This window comes from Chryseobacterium sp. R2ACT005 (genome assembly GCF_049949215.1).
In the GTDB taxonomy this organism is placed as follows: Bacteria; Bacteroidota; Bacteroidia; order Flavobacteriales; family Weeksellaceae; genus Chryseobacterium.
On the sequence record NZ_CP188192.1, the window covers coordinates 3,765,483 to 3,790,970 of the forward strand.

Here is a 25,488-nt window from a genome sequence, read left to right on the forward strand (position 1 = left end):
AATAATAAGCAATGAGTCATATCTGATCTCGTTTGAAGCTATGAGAACAACCCCAAAACTATAAACTTTAAACCTTGAACTTCTTAACCTCCTGTAGAAAAACTCTCAAACGTAGTCATGCCACCATCAACGAAGATGCTGGTTCCGGTAATATAATCAGCAAGATCACTGGCCAGAAAAGCGGCTAAATTTCCAATATCCTGAGGCTGTCCGATTCTGTTATAAGGAATAAGGGTAAGAAGAGAATTCAGTGCTTCAGGAGTATTCCAGGCATTTTGATTAATAGGCGTCTGAATAGCTCCCGGGCAAATAGAATTGACCCTGATTTTATCTGCACCATATTCCTGAGCAAGAGTTTGCATCAACATTCTGATGGCTCCTTTACTGGATGCATAATTGGCATGCCCGGCCCATGGAATAATTTCATGCACAGAACTGATATGAATAATCTTCCCACATGCAATGGAACGTGAAGGGTCTATTCCCCGCCTTAGAAACTCTTTAATGGCTTCTCTGGCACATAGAAACTGTCCCGTAAGATTGACCCCTATGACAGCATTCCATTGATCGATGGTCATTTCGGTGAATTTCGCATCTTTTTGAATACCCGCATTATTCACCAGAATATCTACAGTTTGAAATTCAGAAACAACATGCTGAAACATTTTGACCACCTGATCTTCTTTGGATACATCACATGCATAGGTTATTCCTTTTCCTCCGGCATCAGTGATTTCTTTCAAAACAGCTTTGGCTTCTTCTGCAGATCTTTCCGAAGAATGGTTGACAATGATTGTCGCTCCTGCTGCAGCTAATGATTTTGCAATTCCTGAACCTATTCCGCTGGAGGCACCTGTAACCACAGCTACCTGATTTTGAAGTGATATTTCCATGTTTTGTAATTTGATGTTACTCAAAGTTATGGAAAGATATCAGCAGATAAAAAATTATGATTTTAAAATTTTATTAAAGTTTTTTGTACATCAGATATTGAGGACCGCTTCTTCCTATTCTGGTTTTACCGTCAAAAATATATCCTGACTGAAGATAAATATGGTATGCGGAATCATTTTTCTGATTTACTGCCAGTACAATTTCGTTACAATCTCCAAAGTGGGTTTTTACAAAATTTCCTACTTCCAGCATAGCCATTTTTCCTATTCCTTTCCCCTGCATCTGAGGATTTACAGATAAAGAACGCAGTAAAACTGATGTTTTATCATCGGTAAGTTCAAATTTATCTTTCCCGAAATCAAGTACAAAAAACCCGACAGGCAGCTCATTTTCAAATATCGTTATCGGAAATGCGTCGTCATCATCCCGTTCGTTGATACTTTGCAAAGCCTGTTGAGCTGTCGCAGTAAATTGCATCTGGTTTTCATCCAAAGCATAACTGACTCCGGAAAGATCTTCTGGTTTAAAGAATTCTAAATGTATCATAGTCTTAATGATGGTAAATATCTTCATACATTACTCCCGCACGGATTTCCACAGGAAGTTTATTCTCCTCAGGAACAACAGGGCAATTGTAATCGTAAGCATTATAGGCACAAAAAGGATGATAGGACTGATTGAAATCAAGCACAATCGTATTTCCTTTCGGTATCTTTAAATCCATATATTTTCCTCCTCCATAGGTTTCTTTTTCATTGGTAGCATCACGAAACGGAAGAAAAAGATAGTCTTTATATTTATCTTGCTTGATTAAAGCCAGGCTTTGATATAAGGTAACCGTATAGGGTTTATCATCCAGCATAAATATAGCTTTTCCATATTCCTGATACGTCTTTGTTTTTCCTGAAGAAGTAGGAAGTTCAAAGGGTTTAGTATCTTTTGATTTAACAAATTTTGCGGTTACTCTGTATTTAGCATCAAAAGGAAAGAAAGGGTGACCTTTAAAGTTTTTAAAGTTATCTCCCCTTAATGGAGTCTCTTTGGGATTCAGATATTCAGCATTGAGTTCTTTCTGAAATTTCTGAACATCTTTCTCTTCCTTTGAAACTGTTTTCTGAGAAAAAGCCCATAATGGAAGGAGTAAAAAGAGTACTATATATTTTTTCATGTATGTAAAATTATAACCAAAACTATGAATTTTCGGAACAACAAAAGTTAAAATTCTGATAAAAAAACATAATCTGTTTTAAATAAAATAAGCACCAGCTGATCTAGCATACTTTTTGGAAAGCAAAGCTCATGGACAGAAAAAATTTCATCAGGACCAGTGCATTGGCTATATCAGGTTTCTATTTTCTTCAATCTGAATTGTTCCGGGCTGCGGAAAGAAAAAACAGCCAGATAAAAGAAAATACTGATGTTCCTATTGTGATCATTGGCAGCGGGTACGGAGGAGCTGTATCTGCATTACGTCTTTGTGAAGCCGGGAAAAAAGTAGTGATGCTTGAAATGGGTCTTAACTGGGAGAAAGCAAGAATTCCGTTTTCCAATCTGCTGAAACCCGGGAAAAGTTCGGCCTGGCTGAAAAAGAAAAGCATTGCCCCTTTCATGAATATTTTTTCTCTGACTCCTTTTACCGGGATATTGGACCGTCTGGATTTTGAACATATCAATATCTGGGTAGGAAGAGGCGTTGGCGGAGGTTCTCTGGTGAATGGCGGAATGGCTGTTACTCCCAAAGAAAGTTATTTCAAAGAAGTTTTTCCTGATCTTGATCCTGAAAGGTTTTACAATCATTATTTTCCTCTGGTACGGGAAGAACTCAAAGTAAATGTGATTGATGAACAGTTTCTGAAAGACTGCCCATATTATAAATTCACACGGGTAGGTGAAGAAGAGGCTCATAAAGCGGGTTTTAAAACCATGAGAGTTCCGAATGTGTATGATTTTAAGTATATGGAAAAGGAGTTCCGGAATGAAGTTCCCCGTTCTGCTCTTAATACCGAAGTGATCTATGGCAACAATTATGGGAAAAACAGTTTGGATAAAACCTATCTCAGAAAAGCACTGGAAACCGGCAATTTGGAAATCCTCGACCTTCATCATGTCCAAACGATACAACTTAATGATGATAAAAGCTATACATTAAATGTCCGCCAGATTGATACATCAGGTATACTGGCTGCTGAAAAAGTTTTCCACTGTAAAAAGCTGATTCTTTCTGCAGGAACAATGGGAACTTTACAGCTTCTGTTACAATCTCATGCAGAAAATAATTTCCCCCTCCATGAAAAGGTCGGAAAAAAATGGGGTAACAATGGGAATTTTATGACCGGAAGAAACTGGGTACAACCTTTGTCTGGCGGTACAGGAGCCAAGCAATCTACTATTCCGGTAGGTGGAATTGACAACTGGGAGGATCCGGAACATCCGTTTTTCACAGAAATTGCCCCTTTACCGATGGGAATGGATGTTGCTACCGCTTTATATCTGCTCATCAACAGAGTCGATAAAAAAGGAGAAGTTGCATACAATAAAGCCAGCCAATCCCTGACTTTGAACTGGGACGAAAGCAATACCGTCAAAATGAAAGAAAATGCCCAATATTTTATCCGGAAAATGAATAAAGCCAATGGCGGAACGAGAAGCCACCTGCTTTTCAATAATGGTTTTGGAGCTGATATCTGTTATCATCCGCTTGGAGGATGTGTTCTTGGTGAAGCTACCAACGAATATGGAAAATTAAAAAATCATGAAAACCTGTATGTTCTGGATGGATCACTAATTCCCGGAACCATTGGTGTCAATCCGTTTGTAACCATTACTGCCATTGCAGAATACTGTATTGAAAACCTCATCAAACAAAATGAATTTGCCTGAAATCAGGGCATTGATTGTATTTCTGTAAAATAATTGCGGATATCATCTTCCAGTTTTACCGGATAGATAAAATGAAGTTTTTCTGCCAGAGAAGTTCCCAGTTCATATACCAGATCGGCACAGGCAAGCAAAGCTTTCCAGTTTTCTTCAATATCATTTCCTGAGAATGTAGCTTCCACTTTATTCCATAATTCCGGGGATAAATATTGTTTGAAAAGTCTTCCATGCTTATTGGTCGTAATATTATTCCAGTTATGATTCGCGGCAATATACCATTCAATCAAAGGAACAAGATAATCAGTACGCAGGACATTTTCAGACATAAATTTGGCATAAAAAATATCACCGCGTTTAAGGCATTTTGCCACATAAGTTGTATCCCACCAGAAATCATTGAACAGCTGTTGAAATTCTTTTTCCGTAGGCTTATGGATCATGACAGACTGATAGGTTGGAGGTTTCAGGTTTTTAGTCAGATTATCTTTATCCAGTAAAACTTTATACCCTACATCCCAATCTTCGGGAAGATTTTCTTCATTGATTTCTTTACTAAATTCTGACACCTGATACAGCTTAAAATCAACCTTCACATGGTCTTTATACAAAACCATTTTCATGGCATGTTTTCCCTCAAAAACACTGTCAGCTTCTTCAATCATAGAAATAGGTTCACCAAAAAGCCTGATCCATTCATTTCCGGATTCATAAGATGCCCTGTTTTCAAAAACAAGTTCTACATCCAGATCACTTAAATCATCTACGGGAGCATAAGGGTTTACCAATGAACTGGTCAGAAGAACAGCACGGATATCGGGATTGTTTTCAGCCCAATGAATAATCTGTTTCAGTTTTTCTTCCCTTATTTTCATCTTTATTAGGATTCTGAGATTTTTACCCGATACACATCGGAAGAATTTCTTTTGATTGATTCTACAAAAAAGCCGCCTTCTTCAGGAATTACTTCTTTTAAATCAAAACTTTTACAATCTTTCGGAAGCCCGGAAAATATCAACGTAAACCAAAAATCTTTCATAAAAGGAACCGCTGTCCAATAGGGAGAAATTGAAATATTTTCCGCATGAATCAATTTGCTTCTATGCTCAGACTGGTTGTCAAAAAGATAGGTCGAGTGCCAGATTCTGATCAGGTTTCCTAAAAACGGTGATGCCGGAAAACAACAATGTACAATCACCTGTTTCTCCTCTTCCGTTTTTGCCTTAAGAGATTCCAGGATTTCCTTTGCAATAACAGGTTTTACAATTACTTCTTCCACCTTTTATAAATAATGAGTGATGAACAATGGGTAGCAGTGTCTACTCCCATTGTTCATCACTGATGTTAATATTCTAATTCTAATTTTTCTTTTGTATAATTTCTCACCTCATTGGTCAGTTCAGGATTTTCAGCCAGTTTTTGTCCATAAGAAGGAACCATTTCAAGCAGTTTTCCTTTCCATTCGCCATGTAATTTTTCCGGGAAACATTTTTCCAGTACATTCAACATGGCATATACTGCTGTAGACGCGCCTGGTGAAGCTCCCAGCAGAGAAGCAATGGTCCCGCTCTTATTCACAACCACTTCAGTTCCGAATTCCAGTTTTCCCCCTTCTTTTTCATCTTTTTTGATGACCTGAACCCTCTGACCTGCTACTTTCAATTCCCAGTCATCTTCTTTGGCATCCTTAACAAATTCTCTTAAATGCTGCATTCTTTGAGATTTCGTCATGGCAACTTGCTGGATAAGGTATTTCGTCAGAGGAATATTATGCCACCATGCTCCAAAAAGGGATTTCAGATTTTTGGTGTTTACACTTTCAGGAAGGTCAAGATAGCTTCCTTCTCTCAGGAATTTGGTGGAGAACCCTGCAAAAGGTCCGAAAAGAAGAGCTTTCTTACCATCAATAATTCTAAGATCAAGGTGTGGAACAGACATTGGAGGAGCATCTACTGTAGCCTGCGTATATACTTTAGCCTGGTGCTTTTCCACCAATTCCTGGTTATGGCTTACCAGCCACTGTCCGGAAACCGGGAAACCTCCGTAACCTTCACTTTCTTTAATATCTGAACTGTCTAATAACGGAAGTGCATACCCTCCGGCACCAATGAAAACAAAGTCTGCCACCACTTCCTGTTTGTGGCTGTTGATTCTGTCTTTCACCTTCATTTCCCACTTTCCGTCTTCTCTGGCATCAATATCTTTCACTTCGTGGTATAAGAAAACCTCAACATTAGAATCTTCCAGAAGATGTCTTCCCATTTTTCTTGTCAGTGTTCCGAAGTTCACATCCGTCCCCATATCCATCTTCGTTGCAGCCATTACTTCAGACTGATTTCTTTTGCTCATTACCAAAGGAATCCACTCTCTCAGTTTCTCATGATCTTTAGAAAATTCCATTCCTGAGAAAAGAACAGATTCGGCCATTTTATCGTGGCGTTTTTTAAGATATTCAGCATCTTTTTCTCCGAATACCAGACTCATATGCGGGCAGGAATTGATAAATTCTTTAGGCTCATGAATATAGCCTTTGGTGAGCAGATAGGCCCAGAATTGTTTTGAAATTTCAAACTGTTCTGCAATGCTCTCTGCTTTGGAGATATCAATAGACCCGTCTGGTTTTTCAGGGGTATAATTTAGCTCACAAAATGCGGAGTGCCCTGTTCCGGCGTTGTTCCATGCTGCTGTACTTTCTTTGGCAAATCTTCCGAGTCTTTCAAAGATTGCAATTTCAAGATTTGGATCAAATTCATGAAGCAGCGTTGCTAAAGTGGCGCTCATGATTCCGCCGCCTATCAGTACAACGTCATATTTAGGTTTCGGTGTTCTGCTTGTAAGCGATTGTGACATAATTTAAAATTTTACTTCAAATTTCGTGAAAAGTTTTAAAAACTGGACCGCGTTTAGCGATTTTAACACGTTATTTTTTACAGCAAAAACACTTCTTGAGTACGCAACAAAAAGCTATGGAAAATTTCAATAAAACATCATTGAAATGATTGATAATATCAGATCATTATAATCTCTTGGATCATCAAAATGAACAAAAAAACTTAAGCATTGAAATACTTAAGTTTTTTTGTTCATTTTATGTTACAAACAAGGTTTTAGCAATAGCCTTGTTATTTTAATTCAATTTTGCAGTCAGTTTTTTAAACTGTTTTTCAGCATTTTTACCTTCATAAAGAATAGCGTAAACAGTATCTATAATTGGAAGTTTAAGATTTTTCTGTTTTGCTGTTTTATAAATAGAATCTGCTGCATAGTATCCTTCCGCCACCATATTCATAGACTGAATGGCAGATCTCACGGTATATCCTTTTCCGATAAGATTCCCCAGGTTTCTGTTTCTTGAGAAAAGTGAATAAGCAGTCACCAGAAGGTCACCCAGATAAGCACTTTCATTCACATCTCTTGGTGCTTCATAGATGGCTTCCAGGAATGTTTCCATTTCACGGATTGCATTTGAAACAAAAACAGCCGTGAAGTTATCTCCATATCCTAAACCACTTGCGATTCCTGCTCCGATTGCAAAAATATTTTTAAGAATCGCACTGTATTCATTTCCTAAAATATCTTTACTTGTTTGTACTTTGATAAAATCTGAACTGAAAATACCTTCAAGTTTTTCAGCCGTTTCATCTTCTACTGTCGCAATGGTAAGATAAGAAAGTCTTTCCATCGCTACCTCTTCTGCATGACAAGGCCCTGCAATAACCGCCTGATTTCTGAACCCGATTTTAAATTCATCACGCAGATAATGCGCTACCACATCATTTACTTTAGGAATAATCCCTTTAATTGCAGAGATAAAGATCTTATCTGAATAATCACAGGTCATCTTATCCAGTGTATCAGACAGGTAGATGGACGGAGTTGCCAGCACAATAACGTCACAGGCAGAAACCAGTTCATTGATATCTGTTGTTAATTTTAAGCTTTTCAGATTAAAGTGGGCCGCTGTAAGATAAGTCGGGTTATGTCCGCGAAGCTCAATGGCTCCTTTTACAAATTCACTTCTTACACACCAGTGTACAACCTTACAGTTTTCAACAAGCATTTTTACGATAGCGGTTGCAAAACTTCCGCTCCCTACAACTCCTACAGAAATATCCTTTTTATTCTTTTTTGGATTCGAAGATTCTGAAATAATTTTCTTTTTAGCCATAATTGGAATGTGAACTGCAAAGATATTAAAACAAAGACGTAACAAAGGCTTTGAAACTATGATAAACGCCATTTTCTGAAAAAATTAACACTTCAACACAATTAAACAGCTAATTAACCGTTAAATACAGAAAAAACTGAATTTTAATTAAAAATAACCCACAAAGCTTATTTTTAATTAAATTTGCAGCTTCAAAACCGTTTTAAATTTATTAAGAGAAGAAATATGAAAAAATTTCTAAGCAGCAAGAAGAACGTAAACATTCTCCTGGGAGGACTTTTACTAGTAGTTTTTGCACAAGGTGTCTTCATTGCGAAGCTCTTTTCTGAAAGAGATGACAAAACCTACGAAGTCAATCTTGTAAAAATAAACACTGAAAAAGACAGTGTAGATTATCTAAAAATGAAAACTGATCTTACGCTCGTAGATCAGACAGTGGCTCAACTCAACTCTTTCCTGAAGTCCAAAGACATTACCAACGAAAAACTGATGATGCTCAACCAGGACAGTATTTCAAATTCTATTTATCTTTCCAAACAGGCAAACCGATACAGCCAATATCTGATGGATCTTCAGAAAAAGCTGATGCAGGTTCCGTTGGGTATGCCTACAGACGGGTATATTTCCTCTAATTTTGGAGTGAGAAAAAATCCGATTCCATTCAAAACTGTTTTTGCGTCGGTAAAAACAAGTGCTGCAACGGAAGCAAAACCGGCAGTAGCTGCAGCTCCAAAGCCTGAAGTAAAAGCTGAACCTGTTGAGAAAATTATAGAACTTACAGACAGCTATGGAAATAAAAGGGAAGTAAAAGTAATGGTTACTCCAAAAGCAGCTCCTGTAGCGTCAGCATCAGCTCCTTCTACAACAAAAGCTGTGGCAGGAACTACAACAACTAAAACTGTTGCTGAAAAAAACAACCCGCCTGCAGAAGCTGACCAGATGCAGTTCCACAAAGGACTGGACATTGCCGTTGCCTATGGTTCTGATGTAAGAGCTGCCGCTGCCGGAACAATTATTTTTTCCGGACAGAGAGGGGGCTATGGAAACTGTGTGATTGTTTCTCACGGAAACGGATTGGCTACACTCTACGGACACTTATCACAGCTTGTATCTAAAGTAAATGATAAAGTAAAGGTAGGTCAGGTAATTGCTAAATCCGGAAATTCAGGACGTTCTACAGGTCCTCATCTTCATTATGAAGTCCACAAAAACAATACTCCGATTAATCCGAAATTGTTTATGAATCTATAAAAAGAAAGGCTGCTCAGTATGAACAGCCTTTTTTATTTTGATATTACCCAGGTTCCGGATACGTTATGCGTATTTTATTCTTTATGGAAATTCAATGTTCAGCATTTTTTTAGTCTTTCTGTCAAATGCTACATTGATAAACGGGAAAACCTTATCTCTTTTGCTTACTTCTCTTATTAAGATCATCTGTCCCAGATTGGGATTATCCAGAAATTCAAATCCCTGAAACTGTATTTCTGTAATCGGGCCTAATTCAGAATCCATTCTTGAAATCGTTTCTTTGACTACTTCTTTTTTAGGCTTAAATTTTGGCTCAAACATTTCAAGAATTCCTTTATCATCTTTATTAATCAAAAATGAATTGATCTTATCAATTTCCGGGTATATATCTTTTACTTCCTGCAGTTCTTTTCGAGTGAATGATTTTGTAAAACTGGCTCCGTCTGATAAAAGTAATTTTGTTTTAATAACATCATATTCTCCAGGTTTTTGATTCTGAAAAACTATAAATGCAATATTGGCAGCATTGGATACAGCTCTTTGAGGCTGGCTATTGATCAGTTTACTGTCTTTAATCTCCACTTCAAAAAAATCACCGGATTTTCCATTCAGCGTTTGTACTCCTTTCATCGTTTCAACATAACCTCCGTAAAACTTAAGAACTTCGTCAACAGATTTTTTATCTTCGAATGTTGTTGCCAGTTTACCACAGCTGAATAAAAACAGCAATAACAGAAAAGGCAGAATTTTAATTAATTTCATTGGTTATTATTTGATTTTAAAAATAAATTACAGATTCTCTTCTCTTTTTAAAGAAGGTTTTCTGCTAATCAAATATAACAAAAAGTACATGTAAAATTTACATGTACTTTTGATTCTTATCATTACTTCAAAATCTTAAGCGTTCCTTTCGGATGGGTAAATGTACCATCAGGACCTGCAATATTTGAATACACTATATTTTGATTATAATCCTGAATATGGGTTACGTTGAAGCCAAGATGTGGCTCATGCCAATACACCATAAAAACATTCTTCGCTACTTCTACAGCCGTATATTCTACAGTATCTGTACTGTTTTTTGAACTTCCGGCTGTTCCTGTAAACGTCATTGTTTTGTTATCTTTAAAATCAAGAAGGAATTTCACCGCTCCAAAATCAACTTCCACTTTATTCCTGATTGCCGGATAAGGTGATTTCAGATCCCAAGCCATTTCGCCAAAGAAAACTTTTGCTCCCATTTCCAGCTCATCTTTTCCATGAAGATCAGGATATTTTTTAACCATAAAATCTACAACAGCAGAAGATGTTTTGTTTTCAGTGACTGCTTGTTTATAGTTTTCCAAATAGCTTTTCACAAAATCAAGAGATTTTGGAGTGGTAGAAAGTTCTGCAAAATGAGAAGGAACAACCTGCTCCGGCTTCAATGCTTTCATTGCATCAATCTGTCCTATCCATTGATCAATTGCTTTCACATTTTGTGTATCTGCCATCCAAAGGTGTGAGCCTACGGAAACCGAAATACCACCCGCAATGGTTTTGATGGAAGGAATCCAAAGAAAACTATGTGCCGGATCTTCCGGGTTTTGTCTGATTTCAATTTTGTTTCCTTCAAGATCAGGAATTGAAACAGCTGCTTCAGGAACAATAATTTCTGATGGAGCATCTGCTTTCAACTGTGGTTTCCATACTCCCATTTTATCATCTTTTGAAGCTGATATCAAATAGGCTGTCTGAGCTGTTGAGATAATCTTTGCATTAGGAAAAGCTTTTTTGATGACATCCAACCCGAAATAAAAATCAGGGTCGCTGTGAGAGATAAAAACTGTTTTCAGGTTCTTTCCTGTTGCTTTTATTTCTTTCACAAGCTGCTCTGCATATTGTTTCTGAAATTGAGCATCAACAAGTATGGCATCTTTATCTCCATAAATAATGGTGGAAGTAATCGGGAAAATAGCTTTGGTTCCCGGATTATATACTTTTACTTTAAGGTTTCCGGCAAATATGCTGATAAATCCCAATAGCGATAATATCGACAATAATTTCTTTTGTATCATTTCTGTTCTTTTATGTATTAGTATGCAGCTGTAAAACGTTCTCTGATATGGTTGTTCTGTTCCAGTTCATCTACCAAAACTACGGCTACATCTTCTACAGACAGACGGCTTCTTCCGTTTTCATCAAATACCGGAGTTTCTAATGATGTTCTGTATTTTCCTGTTCTTTCTCCTACATTTGCCTGGTTCATTTCTACTGCAGGGCTGAAGAATGTCCAATCCAGCGTGTTGTTTTCTTTGATTTTGTTCAGATAATCTCTTGCTGCTGTAGCACCTGGCTTGTAAGCATCCGGAAAATCAGGGGTGTCTACGATTTGTATATTATCCGGAGTATAAAGGCTACCTGCTCCCCCTACTACGATAAGTCTTTTTACCCCGGACTGTTCTACTGCTTTTTGAATATTCTCAGAACCATTCAAAAAATCGTTATAAAGATTAGGATTCGTCCATCCTGCGTTGAAGGTACTGATGACAGCGTCGCTTCCTTTTAATGCTTCAGCCAATTCATCTACATTGTTTACATCAACGCTTTTTGCTGTTACATTTGCCTGTGATTTTACCTTAGATGCATCTCTTACCAATGCTTCTACAGCATATCCTCTGTCTGCTAATTCTGCTACTACGTGTGCGCCTACAAATCCTGTTGCACCGATTACTGCTACTTTTTTCATAATGTTTATTTTTAAATTAAACTGTAATAAATTTTGTTACATTTAAGGTTAAAAAATTTTTACTCGAACTGGTCAGCGAATTCCTGTAATGACTTGTCTCCTAAAAACTTTACTACCAAATGATCTGTTTCTTCAAATAATGTATTTAAATGAACGTTAATTTCCTTTCCAACACTGCAGGCCGGATTAGGATTCTGATTTTTTTTACCTAATACTTCTGTATTTTTTACTGCTTTATAGATCTCCGAAATGGTGATCAATTCCGCATTTTTGCCAAGCTGACTTCCTCCTTCTTTCCCTTGTCTGCTAATCATCAGACCTGCTTCTCTTAATACGCTGATCTCCTTTCGGATAATCACCGGATTCACATTGATACTACCGGCGATCCACTCGGAAGTAAGCCACTCCTGAGGGCTCTTCGCCAATAATGTCATGATATGTATTGCCGTAGCAAATCTTGTATTGTTCATTGTAATTACATTGCAAAGGTAAACATTTTTTCAAATGTAACAAATTTCATTACAGTTAATTTTTTCTTAAAGAATTAATTTATCCAGATCAAGCAGCAGATAATTGATATTCTGATTGATGGTACGGGTGGCTGACTGCATCTGATTGAGCATGGCAGCGCGGTTATTGAGATCATCTGCTCTGTAAAATCCTCCATCGCTGAAGATCACAGACTTATCTGCAGCTTCTTTTACATCATCAAACTGATAATGAAGCCATCTCAACTTCATATTTCCTATGATAGAGTATTCTTCTTTGTTGGAAAATTTTTTCTCAGTATACATATACCAAATGAAAGGCGGGAAGTTTGGGGATTCCAGTTTTTCTTTCCATATATCCCTCAAAAGATTTCTCTGGTGGATAAATTCTACTTTTTTTCCCTTGGGATTAAGGGTTGCCAAACCAAACCCTGCTCCTAAAATACCTCCTCCGATACCAATTGCATTATCCCAGCCGTCACTTTTTACAATTCCACCCGCAATGGATGAAGCTGCTCCGGCAATGATAGAATATAAAATCAGTTTATTATTTCTGGAGGCATTCAGATTATCTACATAGCTTCCAATCTGAGCCACTCTTTCTCCTTCACAGTCAAATTCTGCAGCTACTGCATCCAGCTCTGTTAAAGCAATGGTAATTCTGCTGTTGATTTTGGTTTTAAGCTGCAATATTTTCACCTGTGAGGTGAGGGAAGAATCTTTTTTAAGTTCGATGATTTTGTGTACATCATCAAGGTTTCCCAATGCATTTAAAATTAACACACTCTGATCGGTAAACATTCCGCTGAGTTCTTTATTGGCAGTTAGAATAGAATCCGAATTATAAGACGGAAGCTTATTATTGTAATTGTATTTAAAAGGTGCCTTACAGTAGCTGTCCTTAAGGGTAAGAATATTCTGCTGGATTGCCTGGTTCTTTTTGGAAACACACGACACCAGTAAGCTAACCATAGCAATAAGGTAGAAGAGTTTTTTCATTCAGTCATATTTTTGTGTTGCCTGACGCATTGTAAAATAAATTTCTTCATTTTCACAATTCATCTATACGAATATAACACAAATAAAAAAATTTACCTGAAATCAGGTAAATTTTTAATCTATTTTTAAGAAGGATTATTTAATATCCAGTAATTCAACTTCAAAAACAAGCGTACTGTTTGGTCCGATTTCTTTGCTGATCTCCTGATCTCCATAAGCTAAATGCGGTGGAATGATCAGTCTCCATTTGCTTCCAACCGGCATCAGCTGAAGTGCCTCTGTCCACCCTGAAATCACTCTGTTTAAAGGGAAAGATGCAGGTGTATCCCTTTTTACTGAGCTATCGAATACTTTACCGGAAATAGTGGTTCCGTGATAGTGACATTTTACAGTAGATTTAGGACCTGGTTTTGGACCGTCTCCTTCTGTAATGATCTCATACTGTAAGCCGCTTGGTAATTGCACAACGCTTTCTCTCTTACCATACTCTTCCATATATTCTTTACCCTCTTTCAGGTTCTTTTCTGCCAATTCTTTTTTACGTTTAAATAACATATCTGCTACTCCCATATTATAATTTTTTACAAAGATAATGCTTTTTTAGGCTTGGAAGAGGGAAGCATGAGGATGGAAGATTAAAAATCCTGAGTATTTCCACATCAAACAATACGTTTTAATTTATTCTTATTTAAAACAATTTTATACTAATAATCAACAAGTTAAATAGTATATTGATCGAAATTCAGCAATCATATTGCCTTACATTTCTTTATTTAAAAGCATCTTTTCAACAAAATTCAAATAATTGTAATACTTACTTAACACAGATTTCGAAACTTGGCGTTATAATTGGATTTTAAAAACTAAATGCCAAATCCATTAAAATATAATAAGAAGTTTGATGAACTGAATGAGGAGGAAAAAAAGCTTCTTGAAATCAATAAAAAAACAATTGCTGATTTTGTTGAGCAGTCCTCTTCCATCAGTGACGTCAATTATGCAACCCGAAACGCCCATGCTAAAACATATGCCGTAGCAAAGGGAACGTTCTGGATTGAACCTGATATCCCGGAATCACTGCATCCTTTTTTTGATAAGGAAAAATTCGATCTGACTATACGATTTTCCAATGCTCAGTTGAAAATTAAGAATTCAAAAAAAGATATTCCTGCGTATGGCTTTGCTGTGCAGATCAAGGATGAGAACAGTGGATTACTTGCCAATTATCCATTGGTGAATTTTCCTTTGTTCCCTGTCAGTTCTGTTTCTACTTTTCTGAAATTGTTTACAGCAATTAATCGGATTTATATGAAGCAATGGAGCAGTTTATTTTCTATGTTTGTTCAGCTGATCAAAACACTGCCCTCTTTATTGACAGGCGATATGCTTCGTAATATGCTTATGCTTATTGGGAAAAGAAATGATTTTATCCTGTCCTTTGATTATTATTCTGTAGGAGCTTACCGACTGGGAGATCAGATCATTAAAATAAAGTTAAGTCCTCAATCCGTTGATAAAAATACAGGCAGGAAGCAGAAGATCAAGGATTCTTTGACAAACTATCTTCAAACTCATGATTTCACTGCAGATGTTATGATACAGATTTGTTATGATTTAAAAGATCAACCGGTCAACAAACTGAATGTTGAATGGAAAAATTCTCCATTTATTAAAATTGGTGAAGTCAGAATCAACCAAGATTCCTTATTGGATTCACGCAATTGCACGAATGAGCTTCTTTCATTCAATCCTTTTGAAAGTAAAATGTTCTTCCAGCCTGTAGGGAAAATACAGAAACTGCGTGATGAGGCTTATAAAATTTCTTTGCAAACGCGAAGAAAGATTAACAAACTGCTGCATGGGAAAAACAGTTAAAATAATGATGAATTATAAATGATGAGTTATAAATTTTTGAATGCAAAACAAAGATTTTATCTAAAAAAGAGCATTTCTTGGAAGTGTCATTCTGAACGAAATGAAATGTAGTGAAGAATCTCACATCATTGTTTATCATTAAGATTCTTCCTTCGTCAGAATGACAAAAACCAAATAATTTGAGTTTTGAGATAATTTCTTATTATTTTATCTGAACTTTCGATCTTCTTCGTTAATAGCTAAATCATTGATACTTGCATATCTTTTCGCCATCAGCCCATTTTCATCAAACTCCCAGTTCTCGTTTCCATACGCCCTGAACCAGTTTCCATCTTTGGTCTGATATTCATATTCAAAGCGAACCGCAATGCGATTATCCGTGTGTGCCCAATATTCTTTTTTAAGCTTATAATGAAGTTCTTTATCCCATTTCTTTTGAAGAAATGCTACAATCTCTTCTCTACCATTCACAAAGGTATCTCTATTTCTCCATTCGCTGTTGCTGGTGTATGCTTTAGAAACTTTTTCAGGATTCTGACTGTTCCAGGCATCTTCAGCCAATTGAATTTTTTCCAATGCCGTTTCAAGAGTGAAAGGTGGAAGCGGGTGTTTTTGTTCCATGATTTATTGTATTAAATTGGTGACTATTTTTTTTGATTTTTCAATTAATTCATTGGATTTGAAAAGCTGGCTTTCTATGATACTGCTCTCAAAAAGCATATAAACATGGTCGGATAGTTCATCATCATCTATCAATTCTGAAAAATAGTTTCTGAGATCAGCTTTATGGGACTGAATGACACTCAGAATTTTAATATTATCCATTGGGATTTCTGATAAAATATTCAGAAAACTGCATCCCCGAAAGTTTTCCTTTTCATTCATATAGACCAGAAAATCGAAAGCTTTGGTAGTTTTAGATTTTGAATCTTGTTCTTTTGCTAAGAAGTTATGGAGTTCATTGAACCAATATTCATGTCTTACCTTCAGAAATTCTACACACAGGTCTTCTTTGGATTTAAAATACTGATAAAAGCTTGCCTTGGCAACTTCTGCTTCTGAAATAATCTGATTGATTCCGGTAGAATTATAGCCTTGTCTTGCGAACAATTGAAATGTGGTTTCTATAATTCTTTCTCTTGGGGATTTCATATGCTTTTCTTTTCTGGAACAAATGTATGAAAAAAATAATAGACAGACTAGTCTGTCTATTATTATTTTTAAAATATTTCTTTTATTTCGTTGGAAACGCAAAAGCGCTAAAGTTTTTATAAGAATGTGTCAAGGCGCAAAGATTTTATCTTCGATAAAATTGAATACCGCTAATAATATGGCTTTGAATAATGCGAATAATTAATATAAGTAATTATCCTTGCTGAAAATCTTTGATTTTCCTGCGTCTTAAAAAGCAGCATAATTTTTATCTTCTTTGCGACTTTGCGTTCTTCCAACAAAAAAGCCTCCAGAATTGAATTCCGGAGGCTTTTTATATATTTTAAATAAAATTATTTTTCTTCTAATTCTTCTTTTTTCTCTTCTTCTTTTTCAGGGAAGATGATGGATAAAAGAACAGAGATCACCAATACTCCTCCTACAATTCCTAAAGAAACCGGAGACGGAATATGAATCCATGGTGCAATAAGCATTTTAACTCCAATGAAGGAAAGGATAATCGCCAATCCATAAGGAAGTTTGCTGAACATGTGGATAAAGTTCGCTAACAGGAAATATAATGATCTTAATCCTAAAATCGCAAAGATATTCGATGTATAAAGGATGAAAGGGTCATTAGAAATCGCAAAAATAGCCGGAATAGAGTCTACCGCGAAAAGAACGTCAGTAAATTCGATAACCCCTACTACCACTAAAAGAGGAGTTGCCATTTTGATTCCATTCTGAATGGTAAAGAATTTATCTCCGTCATAGTTGTCAGAAACTTTCCAGAAACTCTTGATCAGTCTTGCTCCTGCTGTATTGCTGTAATCTTCATCGTCATCGTCGCCACCGTCGCCCCATGATTTGATACCAGCGTATACAAGAAACAACCCGAACAGTGCCATAACGATATTGATTTGTACAGCTTTACCAAAAATATTCATTTCAGGAAGATAAGTCAGATTGATCAATCCTACTCCTGCAAAAATGAATATAGCCCTGAAGATCAATGCACCGATGATTCCCCAGAAAAGAACCTTGTGATGAAGGTATTTCGGAACTTTAAAGAAACCGAAAACAAGGATAAATACAAATAAATTATCCACAGACAAGGCTTTTTCAATCCAATAGGCGGCCTGATATTGTGTAAATTTCTCTATTGCCAAAGCATGGCTTTCAGGGCTTCCATCGGTATTGAATACCCAATACACCACTCCTGAAAAAACCATTGAAAGCGAAATCCACACGATAGACCATATGGTAGCTTCTTTGGAAGAGACTTCATGACTTTTTTTATTAAATACCCCTAAGTCCAGGAGCAGCATGATAACGACTGTTATTGCAAATCCCCACACCAGACCTGGGTGCAGTTCTAAAATACTTTGATGTTCCACGTGAGTTATGTTATTATATGATAAAAGCAATAGATGTACAGAGTACAAATATTGCTATTTTATTTATCTTTTGATTTACAATTGATTATAGATAATTCATCTGTACCGTCTGGATCGTCTGCTCCAGCTTTTTGTCTGCTGTAGGATCTCCGATAGCGTTGAATTTCCATTCTCCGTTTCTCTTATAGAAAACACCCATTACCATGGCAACATGTCCGTTGAAAGAAGCATCATTTGCAATATCATATTTTGCAAACACTTCTCTCACATTGGTAGGTGTTCCTTCATAAATACGGATAGAAGCAAAAGGAATTGTTCCGAAGTCCTGGCCTCTGTAGCTGTTCAGTACCATAGCCACATGCTCTACATTCGGCTCCAGCTGGCTGAAATCTACTGTGATCACCTCGTTATCCAATCCGTCATCTCCGTTTACGTCACCGGTAAGATCATCTCCGCTGTGTTTTACAGATCCGTTTCTAGATTTAAGATTTCCAAAATAGATTACTTCAGTAACGTTTTTGTTTGAATCATATAAAATACAGCTTCCGTCTAAGTCTACTGCTTCTTTTTTAGTTCCAAAAAATCCTTTCTTTTCAATTGCTCCCCAGTTGATTCCTACACAAGCTTGGGAAAGCTCAGCTCCATTTTCTTTTTTAAGGTTAATTCTCTGACCTTTTTGTAAGTTGATAGCCATCTTTTTATGTTTAGTTGTTATTTACATTTTGCAAAAAAGCGAATCTTCTTTGCTTTTCAAATTTCGTCTTAGTTATTATTTAAATTCAAATTAAGCATTGCCCGCAGAATATTTGTTTCTTCGTCAAAATCAAATATTTTGCTCATAATATCTATATTTTCCAGGTTTTTGATATAGTCTTTCAAAACACCTTCCACTTCTGCCGGTAAAGTACGTTTTCTTTCGTTCATACTATGTTCCAACTGTTCATTTTTACTTCTCAACTGATCAATAATGGAACTCTGATTAGATTGATTTTCAGAAATATCCAGCTTGTCCAGTTCTTTGTCAAAAAGATACAATTTCTTTTCGTCTACACTGAAAATAAAATAATCATCAGACTGAAAGATTTTGAAAAGTTCATAATCATGGGTTCCTATGAGGTAACCACATACAAAACGGACTTTAAACCCTTGTATATTAAGCCTTCCCAACAGTTTTCTTTCAATGGAGTAATCTTTATACTGATATGCGAGAAATGAATCGGATTTCAGCAGTGTTTCATCTGCTTCCGCTCTATAAAATTCCTGAGCATATTTTTTATGAAAGTATAATACATTATCCCAATTGGCCGTAAAACTATCTTCCGTAAGATCTTTATACAAAGCTTTCAGATGCTGGGAAAATACACCGCTGTACATTTTCCTGTCGGTCTGAAAGCTGTCTACCCTTCTTTCTTCAAAACCTGAAATATATTTACTGTTGATGTTAATTTCATTAATGACCGCCAGCATATCATTTTCCTTCTGCTTTTTAATTTTAGTCAGAAGCTCTATGAGGCTGTCTGTATACTGCAGGTGAAAAAGTTCCAGTTTATTGTAATCTAAAGCTGTATTTTCCTGAAACAGATTGTGGATAATATCTGTTTTGATATAGATTGATATGATATCAATATGTTCAAAAAAATTAGCAAGAAGCTTAAGCTTTGTTAATCTTCTTTTGCTTTGCGACAATATGGTTGCTGCATCATCCCCCACCTTAGTACTCTATAAATTAACCTCTGACATTAGCTTTAAGCTCATGCTCCAATGTCTGAAGATCCTGATCCAGTTTTCTTCTGTTATCTGCTCCCTGTTTCTGGATTTGTTTCACTTCATTCAATGTATTGATAAGCATTGATGTTGTTTCTTTCAATGTTTCCACAGATACGATAGTCTGCTCGTTCGCTCTGGCAACATTCACAGAATTCTGTCCAAGACGTTCCGCATTCTTTCTTAAGATCTCTTCTGTAGTAGAAGACACTTTCTGTTGGATCTCAATATTCTGCTGCTGTCTGTACATCGCCACAGCAAGTGAAAGCTGATTTTTCCAAACCGGAAGTGTAGTGGTAAGAATAGTCTGTGCTTTTTCAGCAATAGAAACGTTGTTATTCTGTACCAGTCTGATCTGTGGAAGCGACTGCATCATGATCACACGCACCACCTTAAGATCAGCCATTCTTCTGTCTAATCGTGCGATAAAATCTCTTTTATCTGCAATCTGATAATCCTGAAAATTCTGAGGGGCAGTTTCCATCTGAGCAAGTTCTACTGCAGCTCTTTCCATTCTTAGATTTCCTGCAATCACAAGATCTTCAATCTGTTTTATTGAATTCACATTGCTTTCAAAGATAGTCTGAAGTACAGCATTATCTTTTGTGGAAGTAATGATTCCTGCGTTTACTTTATAAGAGATCTGCTCAATATTATTGATGATCTTATCATATTTTGTAAACAAGTTCTCTACCTGAGTTATTACCTTTTTCATGAATGGTAATTTACTTAGGAAACTTTTCACTTTATTTCCGTTAAGCTCTTCTACATCTACATAATTAAGCTCTACCAAAAGATCATTGATAAGCCCTCCTACTTCTCCTGAATTGGATCTTCTTACGTTTCCTAAGAAGCTGTCACTCTGATTGGTTAATGTTTTCTGAAGTTCCGCCCCAAAATTCACGATGGAACCAGGGTTGGCTTCATCAATAGAGTTCGCAAGAACTTCATATTTCTGACGTTCTTCTGACTGCAGCTGCGTCAGATTTACATTTCCTTCTCTGTCTACAAGAACTGCCGGTGCTGCATTTTGAACAGGCTGAGCTGGTGTTGGCGGAACCATTGGAGTAGGTTCAAAGGTTTTAAGGGGTTCTATTGATCCTAGTGGATCTATGGGTTGATTTTCCTGATTGTCCATGATTACTTCTGATAAATTGATACAAATTTGTCAAGGCCATCTCTTTGTCCTGCACCTACAGCCTCAAATTTCCATTCTCCGTTTCTGTTGTAGATTCTTCCGAATTCTACAGCGGTTTCGATTGAGAAATCTTCGTCTAATTCATATTTTAAGATCTCTTCATTCGTATCGGTATTGAAAATTCTGATGAAAGAATTTCTTACCTGTCCAAAATTTTGTTTCCTTGAATCTGCTTCGTGAATGGTTACCACTACTGTAATTTCTTTGATCGCATCATCAATTTTCGTAAGATCAATTTTGATCTGCTCATCATCACCTGACCCTTCTCCTGTAAGATTATCTCCTGTGTGAATTACAGATTTGTCCGGAGACTCAAGGTTGTTATAGAAAATAAAGTGGTTATCTGAAACTAATTTTTTGTCGTCCCCCAGCAAAAATAAAGATGCATCAAGGTCGAATCCTGTTCCTGTAGAAGTATTATTGATATCCCATCCTAAACCTACAGTAAATTTAGGTGCGTTAATATTTTCTCTTTGTCCTTTTTGTAAGTTAATAGCCATAATATAATTCCGTTTGTGTTAAAGTATTGATGTTATTTTCGTATTCTTTTATTAAATGATAATTGTTGCTGATAGCCAGCTCCAAAAGCAGATCCATCTGTTCTTTTTTTACTTTAGACGTAAGATAATCAAAATTACTTGAATCCAGGCCTAAAATATATTTTACAATCCTTGTATTGAACTGAAAACTTTCTTTGTTCATCACTTCTGCAACATGTTTTACACTTTTAACGGCATAGTAATTGAAAAAGTTTTCAATTTTAGGATCAAGGTCAAAATTCATCAGTTCAGCGTAATACATGAACATAAAGTCTGCTTCTACACTATATTCATTCAGAATTCTGTTGACTGTATATTCATGGCTTCCCGTGATTTTTATATCGTCTATAAAAATACAAAGTTTTCCTCTCAAAAAATCCTTATCAATATAATAAGTATCATTTGCGATCAGATTTTTCCGATCTTCAAAATTCAGATTCCCATAATCTGTAATATAAGTGTGATTACGATTGATCTTAGATAAAATACTCGACTTCTTTCCTTTCTGAAACAGATAAAAATCCAGATGTTTTTTAAAGTAAAAGCATAAAAAGTTGGAAGCTGTAGGAATCGCCATATATGGGCTTGGCAGCACTACAATCTCTTTATCAGTATTAAAAAGCTCCTCATTTTCAGAAATAAATCCGTCAAATAATTCTTTTGCAAATTTTTCAGCATACGACTTATCGCCATACTTGAAATAGCTGTATTCTGCAGGTGAGAAAGTAAACTCATCCGCTGAATGAATGTGGTGTAAGCTGTATCTTTTATTCATGTTTATTTTTAGTGTTTAAGTAAGTGTGCACTGAAACCGAAGTCTTTTGCTCCCTGATAATCTGCTACCGGATTGTCTCCGATATGCAGGATCTGATGCAGCGGCAAATCCTGATCCTTGATATTATTTTTCACTTCCTGGAAAATTAGCGGATTCGGTTTGGAACAGTTAATTTCATCAGAATAGATATGAAAATCTATGTACTGATCCAGGTTTTCATGGATTAGAAATTTCCTCATGGTTTTTCCCTTGATGAACCCTGTGTTGCTCAGAATATTAATAGTCTTTCCCTGATTTTTGATATTCTCAAAAAAATTGTGAATATTTTCAAAAATCACAACCGGCCTGTATTCCAGAAACAATTCTTCACTTTTGCTATAAAACTCATTAAGCTTTTCTTTAGTCAAAAGTTTTACATCTACATCCAGAGAACCAAGAATCATCAAATAAATCTCAAAAGTGTCTATATTCCCTCCTGTCACTTCATTAATGGTATTGCAAAGATCATCATAATATTTTACGGTTTTCGCAACTTCATTCATCGGTTTTTCTACATTGAAAAATGAGGAGAACAGCTCAACTCTTTTTGTTTTAAATTCAGGATGAGATTTTATTAAAGTGAGCCACAGGTCAAAGGAAAAATGACAGTGTTTATGGATGTCGATATCTGTTTTCAATAGGTTTTAAGTTAAAAGTTTTTATTAGCTTCTTGAAAAAGATTTAAATTTTTTTAATCATCAACAAGTGTTTATAATACTATTCTTCCCAAAGATAAAATATTTATCATAAAAGCATTACGTTCGATATCTGTTTTAAGATATTTTTATGAAATTTCACAATTTTGACAGATTCACAGAAGATGATTGACGAAGTGTTTAATATCAATCCACAAAAAAATATTTTCAAAAATTCTTTGGAAATCAAAAAAAAATTATAATTTCGCAACCGATTAACAATCAACAATGTCAACAAAAATGATAAATATTATAACGTTAAGCAATCCTGTCAGAGCTGTGTTCTTTGGCAGCACTGAATATTTATCTGAATAGTTCTATAGATCTTTTATACCCAAAAATATATTGAAGACCTATCTATTCGGATAGGTCTTTTTTGCAGCCCTATTTTCAGACTTTAACAATTCAAAAAAACTTCTGTTATTTGTTAAGATCTCTGAAAATTTCTCTTTGATACAAAATACAAAAAATGTTTTACCGGCTTTATGAGACCGGAGTGTATTTTGTGCTCATTTTTTTCAGACCCTTTTCAAAATACAGATCTAAAAATCAACAACTTAAATCAAACAAAATGAAATACAACACACGAAATATAGGGGTCATAGCACATGTAGATGCGGGAAAAACAACTTTATCGGAACGAATTCTTTATTACACAGGACTCATTCATAAAATCGGTAATGTAGATGATGGAAATACCACCATGGATAAAGACATTCAGGAAAGAAACAGAGGGATTACGATTTCTTCTGCTGCAATTTCTACCCAATGGAAAAAAGATAATAATGTGTACAATATCAACCTTATTGACACTCCGGGACACATTGATTTTGCGGTGGAAGTGGAACGTTCTCTAAGGGTTCTGGATAGCGTTGTCGCCGTTTTCTGTGCCTCTTCCGGTGTTCAGCCACAAACTGAGAATGTTTGGTTTCAGGCAGAAAAACACGGAATCTCCAAAGTTTGTTTCATCAATAAAATGGACAGAGTTGGGGCAGACTTTTTTGCGGTTCTCAATGATATAAGAAACAAACTGAATGCTGTTCCTATGGCTCTTCAGATTCCGATTGGAGCTGAAGTACATTTTGAAGGCGTTATAGATCTTGTCAAAATGAAAGCTTTATACTGGGCCGATGAAAACGGAGAAACCATTGTGGAAAAAGAAATCCCTGACAATTCTATTGCTGAGGCAGATGAGTACAGAACAACCTTACTGGAAACGCTTGCAGAATACGATGAGACTTTCTTTGAAATCTTTATGGATAATGAACAAAACATCACCGTTGAAATGATTTCGGAAGCTATACAAAGAGTCTGCAGATCCGGATCGGCTGTTCCTGTTTTATGTGGTTCTGCTTTTAAAAATAAAGGAATCCAGCCTCTACTTGACGCTGTCGTAACTTATCTTCCGGCTCCTGATCAGCTTGCTGACCTACAGGGAAAAGACCCTCACACACAGGAAATGATAACATTGGAAAGAAATGAAGCTGCTGCTTTTTCAGGGCTTGTTTTCAAAGTATTGATTGATAAACATATGGGAAGGCTGGCTATGCTTCGTGTATATTCCGGAACGATAAAATCAGGGGATACTTTATTGAATGTAAGAACGGGTGAAACCTTCAGGATTTCAAGAATCTTACAAATGCTGTCGGATAAAACGTTATCGTTGGAAGAAGCTAAAGCGGGAGATATTGTTGCTTTAACAGGAATAAAGGATGCCAAAACCGGAGATTCTTTATCTTCTTCGGATAAACCGATATTATTGGAAGCGATTACAATTCCGACTCCTGTTATAAGGGTAGCTATTGAACCGAAAACCAATGGTGATGAGAAATCTTTCGGTTTGGTACTGGCAAAAATCCAGGAAGAAGATCCTTCCCTGGTGGTAGAAAGAGACCCTCAGACCGGGGAAACTTTATTGAGTGGATTGGGTGAACTTCATCTTGAAGTCACTTTGGAGAAAATCCGTCTGAATCATGGTATTGAAATTAATAGGGGAAAACCTAAAGTTTCTTACCGTGAGATCTTAACGGAAACCAAAGTTCACAGAGAAAAGCTTTCCAAACAAAACGGAGGAAGTGGTCAGTTTGCTGATATCAGCTTTGAAATTGGACCAGGAAATGATTATGAACATGGATTGGAATTTATCAATATGATCAAAGGAGGAGTTATTCCCACTGAATTTATTCCTTCTGTTGAAAAAGGATTCAGAGAAGCTATGGAAAACGGACCTTTAAAGGGATATCCTCTGGAAAACATGAAGGTCACTCTTCTGGATGGTTCTTTCCACGCTCAGGATTCTGCTGCATTTGATTTTGAAATTGCCGCAAGAGAAGGATTCAAAGCGGCAGCAAAAGGATGTAATCCCAAACTGATGGAGCCTATCATGCAGGTGGAGATTCAAAGTATTGAGGAATACACGGGTGCTGTTACTGCAGATATCAACAGAAGAAGAGGAATTATCACTTCTATTGATGAAAAATCAGGAAGAAAGATTTTTGCAGCAGAAGTTCCGTTAGCTTCAACTTTCGGATATATTTCTGATCTGAGAACATTGACGAGCGGAAGAGCTTCTATCAGCATGAGATTGTCGCACTATGCTTTAGTGCCTGATTTTATCGCGAATACATTAATCACCTAAACAAGCAAGGACTG

Annotated in this window: 26 protein-coding genes; 4 read left to right on the forward strand and 22 right to left on the reverse strand. The window is 36.3% G+C overall.

What is annotated here, in order from left to right; all coding sequences use genetic code 11:
* Nucleotides 1-83: 83 nt before the first annotated feature.
* From ACPF63_RS17175 to ACPF63_RS17185, 3 genes are all read right to left on the reverse strand, one after another.
* Nucleotides 84-893: a glucose 1-dehydrogenase gene (locus tag ACPF63_RS17175; RefSeq protein ID WP_426480725.1), complete on the reverse strand. Its 810-nt coding sequence runs from the start codon at nt 891-893 to the stop codon at nt 84-86.
* Nucleotides 894-966: 73 nt separating this feature from the next.
* Nucleotides 967-1,440, reverse strand: a complete 474-nt coding sequence (locus ACPF63_RS17180) for a GNAT family N-acetyltransferase (protein WP_232539058.1) — start codon at nt 1,438-1,440, stop codon at nt 967-969.
* A 4-nt stretch (nt 1,441-1,444) separates the two neighbouring features.
* Nucleotides 1,445-2,062 (reverse strand): DUF1684 domain-containing protein, encoded by a 618-nt coding sequence (locus ACPF63_RS17185; protein ID WP_426480726.1) that lies wholly within the window; start codon nt 2,060-2,062, stop codon nt 1,445-1,447.
* Nucleotides 2,063-2,193: 131 nt separating this feature from the next.
* On the opposite strand from ACPF63_RS17185, the gene ACPF63_RS17190 reads away from it, so the two are divergent.
* The gene (locus ACPF63_RS17190) at nt 2,194-3,774 is read left to right on the forward strand and encodes a GMC family oxidoreductase N-terminal domain-containing protein (RefSeq protein WP_426480727.1); all 1,581 of its coding nucleotides are present in this window, start codon (nt 2,194-2,196) and stop codon (nt 3,772-3,774) included.
* 2 nt (nt 3,775-3,776) lie between these two features.
* On the opposite strand, the gene ACPF63_RS17195 is transcribed toward ACPF63_RS17190, so the two are convergent.
* From ACPF63_RS17195 to ACPF63_RS17210, 4 genes are all read right to left on the reverse strand, one after another.
* A complete protein-coding gene (locus tag ACPF63_RS17195) occupies nt 3,777-4,643 on the reverse strand; it encodes an AadS family aminoglycoside 6-adenylyltransferase (RefSeq protein ID WP_426480728.1) in 867 nt (288 codons plus the stop codon).
* A 5-nt stretch (nt 4,644-4,648) separates the two neighbouring features.
* Complete coding sequence (locus tag ACPF63_RS17200; RefSeq protein ID WP_047382319.1) at nt 4,649-5,047, reverse strand: hypothetical protein; 399 nt, start codon at nt 5,045-5,047, stop codon at nt 4,649-4,651.
* 65 nt (nt 5,048-5,112) lie between these two features.
* Nucleotides 5,113-6,618, reverse strand: a complete 1,506-nt coding sequence (gene mqo, locus ACPF63_RS17205; protein ID WP_426480729.1) for a malate dehydrogenase (quinone) — start codon at nt 6,616-6,618, stop codon at nt 5,113-5,115.
* A 277-nt stretch (nt 6,619-6,895) separates the two neighbouring features.
* Nucleotides 6,896-7,936 carry an NAD(P)H-dependent glycerol-3-phosphate dehydrogenase gene (locus ACPF63_RS17210; RefSeq protein WP_180565195.1) on the reverse strand — a complete coding sequence of 347 codons (1,041 nt, stop codon included), beginning with the start codon at nt 7,934-7,936 and terminating at the stop codon, nt 6,896-6,898.
* A gap of 225 nt (nt 7,937-8,161) precedes the next feature.
* Here ACPF63_RS17210 and ACPF63_RS17215 point away from each other — a divergent pair, with 225 nt between their 5' ends.
* A complete protein-coding gene (locus tag ACPF63_RS17215; protein WP_426480730.1) occupies nt 8,162-9,187 on the forward strand; it encodes a M23 family metallopeptidase in 1,026 nt (341 codons plus the stop codon).
* Nucleotides 9,188-9,268: 81 nt separating this feature from the next.
* On the opposite strand, the gene ACPF63_RS17220 is transcribed toward ACPF63_RS17215, so the two are convergent.
* The 6 genes from ACPF63_RS17220 to ACPF63_RS17245 form a co-directional block, all read right to left on the reverse strand.
* Nucleotides 9,269-9,949: a hypothetical protein gene (locus tag ACPF63_RS17220; RefSeq protein WP_426480731.1), complete on the reverse strand. Its 681-nt coding sequence runs from the start codon at nt 9,947-9,949 to the stop codon at nt 9,269-9,271.
* A 122-nt stretch (nt 9,950-10,071) separates the two neighbouring features.
* Nucleotides 10,072-11,244, reverse strand: a complete 1,173-nt coding sequence (locus ACPF63_RS17225; protein WP_426480732.1) for a MoaF-related domain-containing protein — start codon at nt 11,242-11,244, stop codon at nt 10,072-10,074.
* Between the two features lie 17 nt (nt 11,245-11,261).
* Nucleotides 11,262-11,915 carry an NAD(P)-dependent oxidoreductase gene (locus ACPF63_RS17230; RefSeq protein ID WP_426480733.1) on the reverse strand — a complete coding sequence of 218 codons (654 nt, stop codon included), beginning with the start codon at nt 11,913-11,915 and terminating at the stop codon, nt 11,262-11,264.
* A 59-nt stretch (nt 11,916-11,974) separates the two neighbouring features.
* The gene (locus tag ACPF63_RS17235) at nt 11,975-12,385 is read right to left on the reverse strand and encodes an Rrf2 family transcriptional regulator (protein WP_077413945.1); all 411 of its coding nucleotides are present in this window, start codon (nt 12,383-12,385) and stop codon (nt 11,975-11,977) included.
* 66 nt (nt 12,386-12,451) lie between these two features.
* Complete coding sequence (locus ACPF63_RS17240; RefSeq protein ID WP_426480734.1) at nt 12,452-13,402, reverse strand: hypothetical protein; 951 nt, start codon at nt 13,400-13,402, stop codon at nt 12,452-12,454.
* A 135-nt stretch (nt 13,403-13,537) separates the two neighbouring features.
* Nucleotides 13,538-13,972: an FKBP-type peptidyl-prolyl cis-trans isomerase gene (locus ACPF63_RS17245; RefSeq protein ID WP_426480735.1), complete on the reverse strand. Its 435-nt coding sequence runs from the start codon at nt 13,970-13,972 to the stop codon at nt 13,538-13,540.
* Between the two features lie 297 nt (nt 13,973-14,269).
* Here ACPF63_RS17245 and ACPF63_RS17250 point away from each other — a divergent pair, with 297 nt between their 5' ends.
* Nucleotides 14,270-15,277, forward strand: coding sequence for a catalase (locus tag ACPF63_RS17250; RefSeq protein ID WP_426480736.1), 1,008 nt, complete (start codon nt 14,270-14,272; stop codon nt 15,275-15,277).
* Between the two features lie 207 nt (nt 15,278-15,484).
* Here ACPF63_RS17250 and ACPF63_RS17255 read toward each other — a convergent pair whose 3' ends face one another.
* From ACPF63_RS17255 to ACPF63_RS17295, 9 genes are all read right to left on the reverse strand, one after another.
* Complete coding sequence (locus ACPF63_RS17255) at nt 15,485-15,898, reverse strand: DUF1348 family protein (protein ID WP_426480737.1); 414 nt, start codon at nt 15,896-15,898, stop codon at nt 15,485-15,487.
* A 3-nt stretch (nt 15,899-15,901) separates the two neighbouring features.
* Nucleotides 15,902-16,429 (reverse strand): TetR/AcrR family transcriptional regulator, encoded by a 528-nt coding sequence (locus ACPF63_RS17260; protein WP_180565187.1) that lies wholly within the window; start codon nt 16,427-16,429, stop codon nt 15,902-15,904.
* Between the two features lie 353 nt (nt 16,430-16,782).
* Nucleotides 16,783-17,826 (reverse strand): TerC/Alx family metal homeostasis membrane protein, encoded by a 1,044-nt coding sequence (locus ACPF63_RS17265; protein ID WP_426480738.1) that lies wholly within the window; start codon nt 17,824-17,826, stop codon nt 16,783-16,785.
* Between the two features lie 85 nt (nt 17,827-17,911).
* Nucleotides 17,912-18,520 carry a TerD family protein gene (locus ACPF63_RS17270; RefSeq protein WP_426480739.1) on the reverse strand — a complete coding sequence of 203 codons (609 nt, stop codon included), beginning with the start codon at nt 18,518-18,520 and terminating at the stop codon, nt 17,912-17,914.
* 68 nt (nt 18,521-18,588) lie between these two features.
* On the reverse strand, nt 18,589-19,536 hold the full coding sequence (locus ACPF63_RS17275) for a hypothetical protein (protein ID WP_426480740.1): 948 nt from the start codon (nt 19,534-19,536) through the stop codon (nt 18,589-18,591).
* A 16-nt stretch (nt 19,537-19,552) separates the two neighbouring features.
* Nucleotides 19,553-20,728 carry a toxic anion resistance protein gene (locus ACPF63_RS17280; RefSeq protein ID WP_175627196.1) on the reverse strand — a complete coding sequence of 392 codons (1,176 nt, stop codon included), beginning with the start codon at nt 20,726-20,728 and terminating at the stop codon, nt 19,553-19,555.
* A 2-nt stretch (nt 20,729-20,730) separates the two neighbouring features.
* The gene (locus tag ACPF63_RS17285; protein WP_077413937.1) at nt 20,731-21,288 is read right to left on the reverse strand and encodes a TerD family protein; all 558 of its coding nucleotides are present in this window, start codon (nt 21,286-21,288) and stop codon (nt 20,731-20,733) included.
* A complete protein-coding gene (locus ACPF63_RS17290) occupies nt 21,278-22,102 on the reverse strand; it encodes a phosphoribosyltransferase family protein (protein WP_426480741.1) in 825 nt (274 codons plus the stop codon). Before ACPF63_RS17290 ends, ACPF63_RS17285 begins: the two co-directional genes overlap by 11 nt.
* Nucleotides 22,103-22,110: 8 nt before the next feature.
* Complete coding sequence (locus tag ACPF63_RS17295) at nt 22,111-22,779, reverse strand: HAD family hydrolase (protein WP_426480742.1); 669 nt, start codon at nt 22,777-22,779, stop codon at nt 22,111-22,113.
* A 628-nt stretch (nt 22,780-23,407) separates the two neighbouring features.
* Between ACPF63_RS17295 and fusA the strand changes: the two genes are divergently transcribed.
* Nucleotides 23,408-25,474, forward strand: coding sequence for an elongation factor G (gene fusA, locus ACPF63_RS17300; protein ID WP_426480743.1), 2,067 nt, complete (start codon nt 23,408-23,410; stop codon nt 25,472-25,474).
* The last annotated feature ends 14 nt before the right edge of the window (nt 25,475-25,488 follow it).

Excerpts from the sequence above, each read along its gene's own strand:
- ACPF63_RS17175 (WP_426480725.1), bottom strand. The coding sequence starts at position 893 with ATGGAAATATCACTTCAAAATCAGGTAGCTGTGGTTACAGGTGCCTCC.
- ACPF63_RS17180 (WP_232539058.1), bottom strand. The coding sequence starts at position 1,440 with ATGATACATTTAGAATTCTTTAAACCAGAAGATCTTTCCGGAGTCAGT.
- ACPF63_RS17185 (WP_426480726.1), bottom strand. The coding sequence starts at position 2,062 with ATGAAAAAATATATAGTACTCTTTTTACTCCTTCCATTATGGGCTTTT.
- ACPF63_RS17190 (WP_426480727.1), top strand. The coding sequence starts at position 2,194 with ATGGACAGAAAAAATTTCATCAGGACCAGTGCATTGGCTATATCAGGT.
- ACPF63_RS17195 (WP_426480728.1), bottom strand. The coding sequence starts at position 4,643 with ATGAAAATAAGGGAAGAAAAACTGAAACAGATTATTCATTGGGCTGAA.
- mqo (WP_426480729.1), bottom strand. The coding sequence starts at position 6,618 with ATGTCACAATCGCTTACAAGCAGAACACCGAAACCTAAATATGACGTT.
- ACPF63_RS17210 (WP_180565195.1), bottom strand. The coding sequence starts at position 7,936 with ATGGCTAAAAAGAAAATTATTTCAGAATCTTCGAATCCAAAAAAGAAT.
- ACPF63_RS17215 (WP_426480730.1), top strand. The coding sequence starts at position 8,162 with ATGAAAAAATTTCTAAGCAGCAAGAAGAACGTAAACATTCTCCTGGGA.
- ACPF63_RS17220 (WP_426480731.1), bottom strand. The coding sequence starts at position 9,949 with ATGAAATTAATTAAAATTCTGCCTTTTCTGTTATTGCTGTTTTTATTC.
- ACPF63_RS17225 (WP_426480732.1), bottom strand. The coding sequence starts at position 11,244 with ATGATACAAAAGAAATTATTGTCGATATTATCGCTATTGGGATTTATC.
- ACPF63_RS17230 (WP_426480733.1), bottom strand. The coding sequence starts at position 11,915 with ATGAAAAAAGTAGCAGTAATCGGTGCAACAGGATTTGTAGGCGCACAC.
- ACPF63_RS17235 (WP_077413945.1), bottom strand. The coding sequence starts at position 12,385 with ATGAACAATACAAGATTTGCTACGGCAATACATATCATGACATTATTG.
- ACPF63_RS17240 (WP_426480734.1), bottom strand. The coding sequence starts at position 13,402 with ATGAAAAAACTCTTCTACCTTATTGCTATGGTTAGCTTACTGGTGTCG.
- ACPF63_RS17245 (WP_426480735.1), bottom strand. The coding sequence starts at position 13,972 with ATGGGAGTAGCAGATATGTTATTTAAACGTAAAAAAGAATTGGCAGAA.
- ACPF63_RS17250 (WP_426480736.1), top strand. The coding sequence starts at position 14,270 with ATGCCAAATCCATTAAAATATAATAAGAAGTTTGATGAACTGAATGAG.
- ACPF63_RS17255 (WP_426480737.1), bottom strand. The coding sequence starts at position 15,898 with ATGGAACAAAAACACCCGCTTCCACCTTTCACTCTTGAAACGGCATTG.
- ACPF63_RS17260 (WP_180565187.1), bottom strand. The coding sequence starts at position 16,429 with ATGAAATCCCCAAGAGAAAGAATTATAGAAACCACATTTCAATTGTTC.
- ACPF63_RS17270 (WP_426480739.1), bottom strand. The coding sequence starts at position 18,520 with ATGGCTATCAACTTACAAAAAGGTCAGAGAATTAACCTTAAAAAAGAA.
- ACPF63_RS17280 (WP_175627196.1), bottom strand. The coding sequence starts at position 20,728 with ATGGACAATCAGGAAAATCAACCCATAGATCCACTAGGATCAATAGAA.
- ACPF63_RS17285 (WP_077413937.1), bottom strand. The coding sequence starts at position 21,288 with ATGGCTATTAACTTACAAAAAGGACAAAGAGAAAATATTAACGCACCT.
- ACPF63_RS17290 (WP_426480741.1), bottom strand. The coding sequence starts at position 22,102 with ATGAATAAAAGATACAGCTTACACCACATTCATTCAGCGGATGAGTTT.
- fusA (WP_426480743.1), top strand. The coding sequence starts at position 23,408 with ATGAAATACAACACACGAAATATAGGGGTCATAGCACATGTAGATGCG.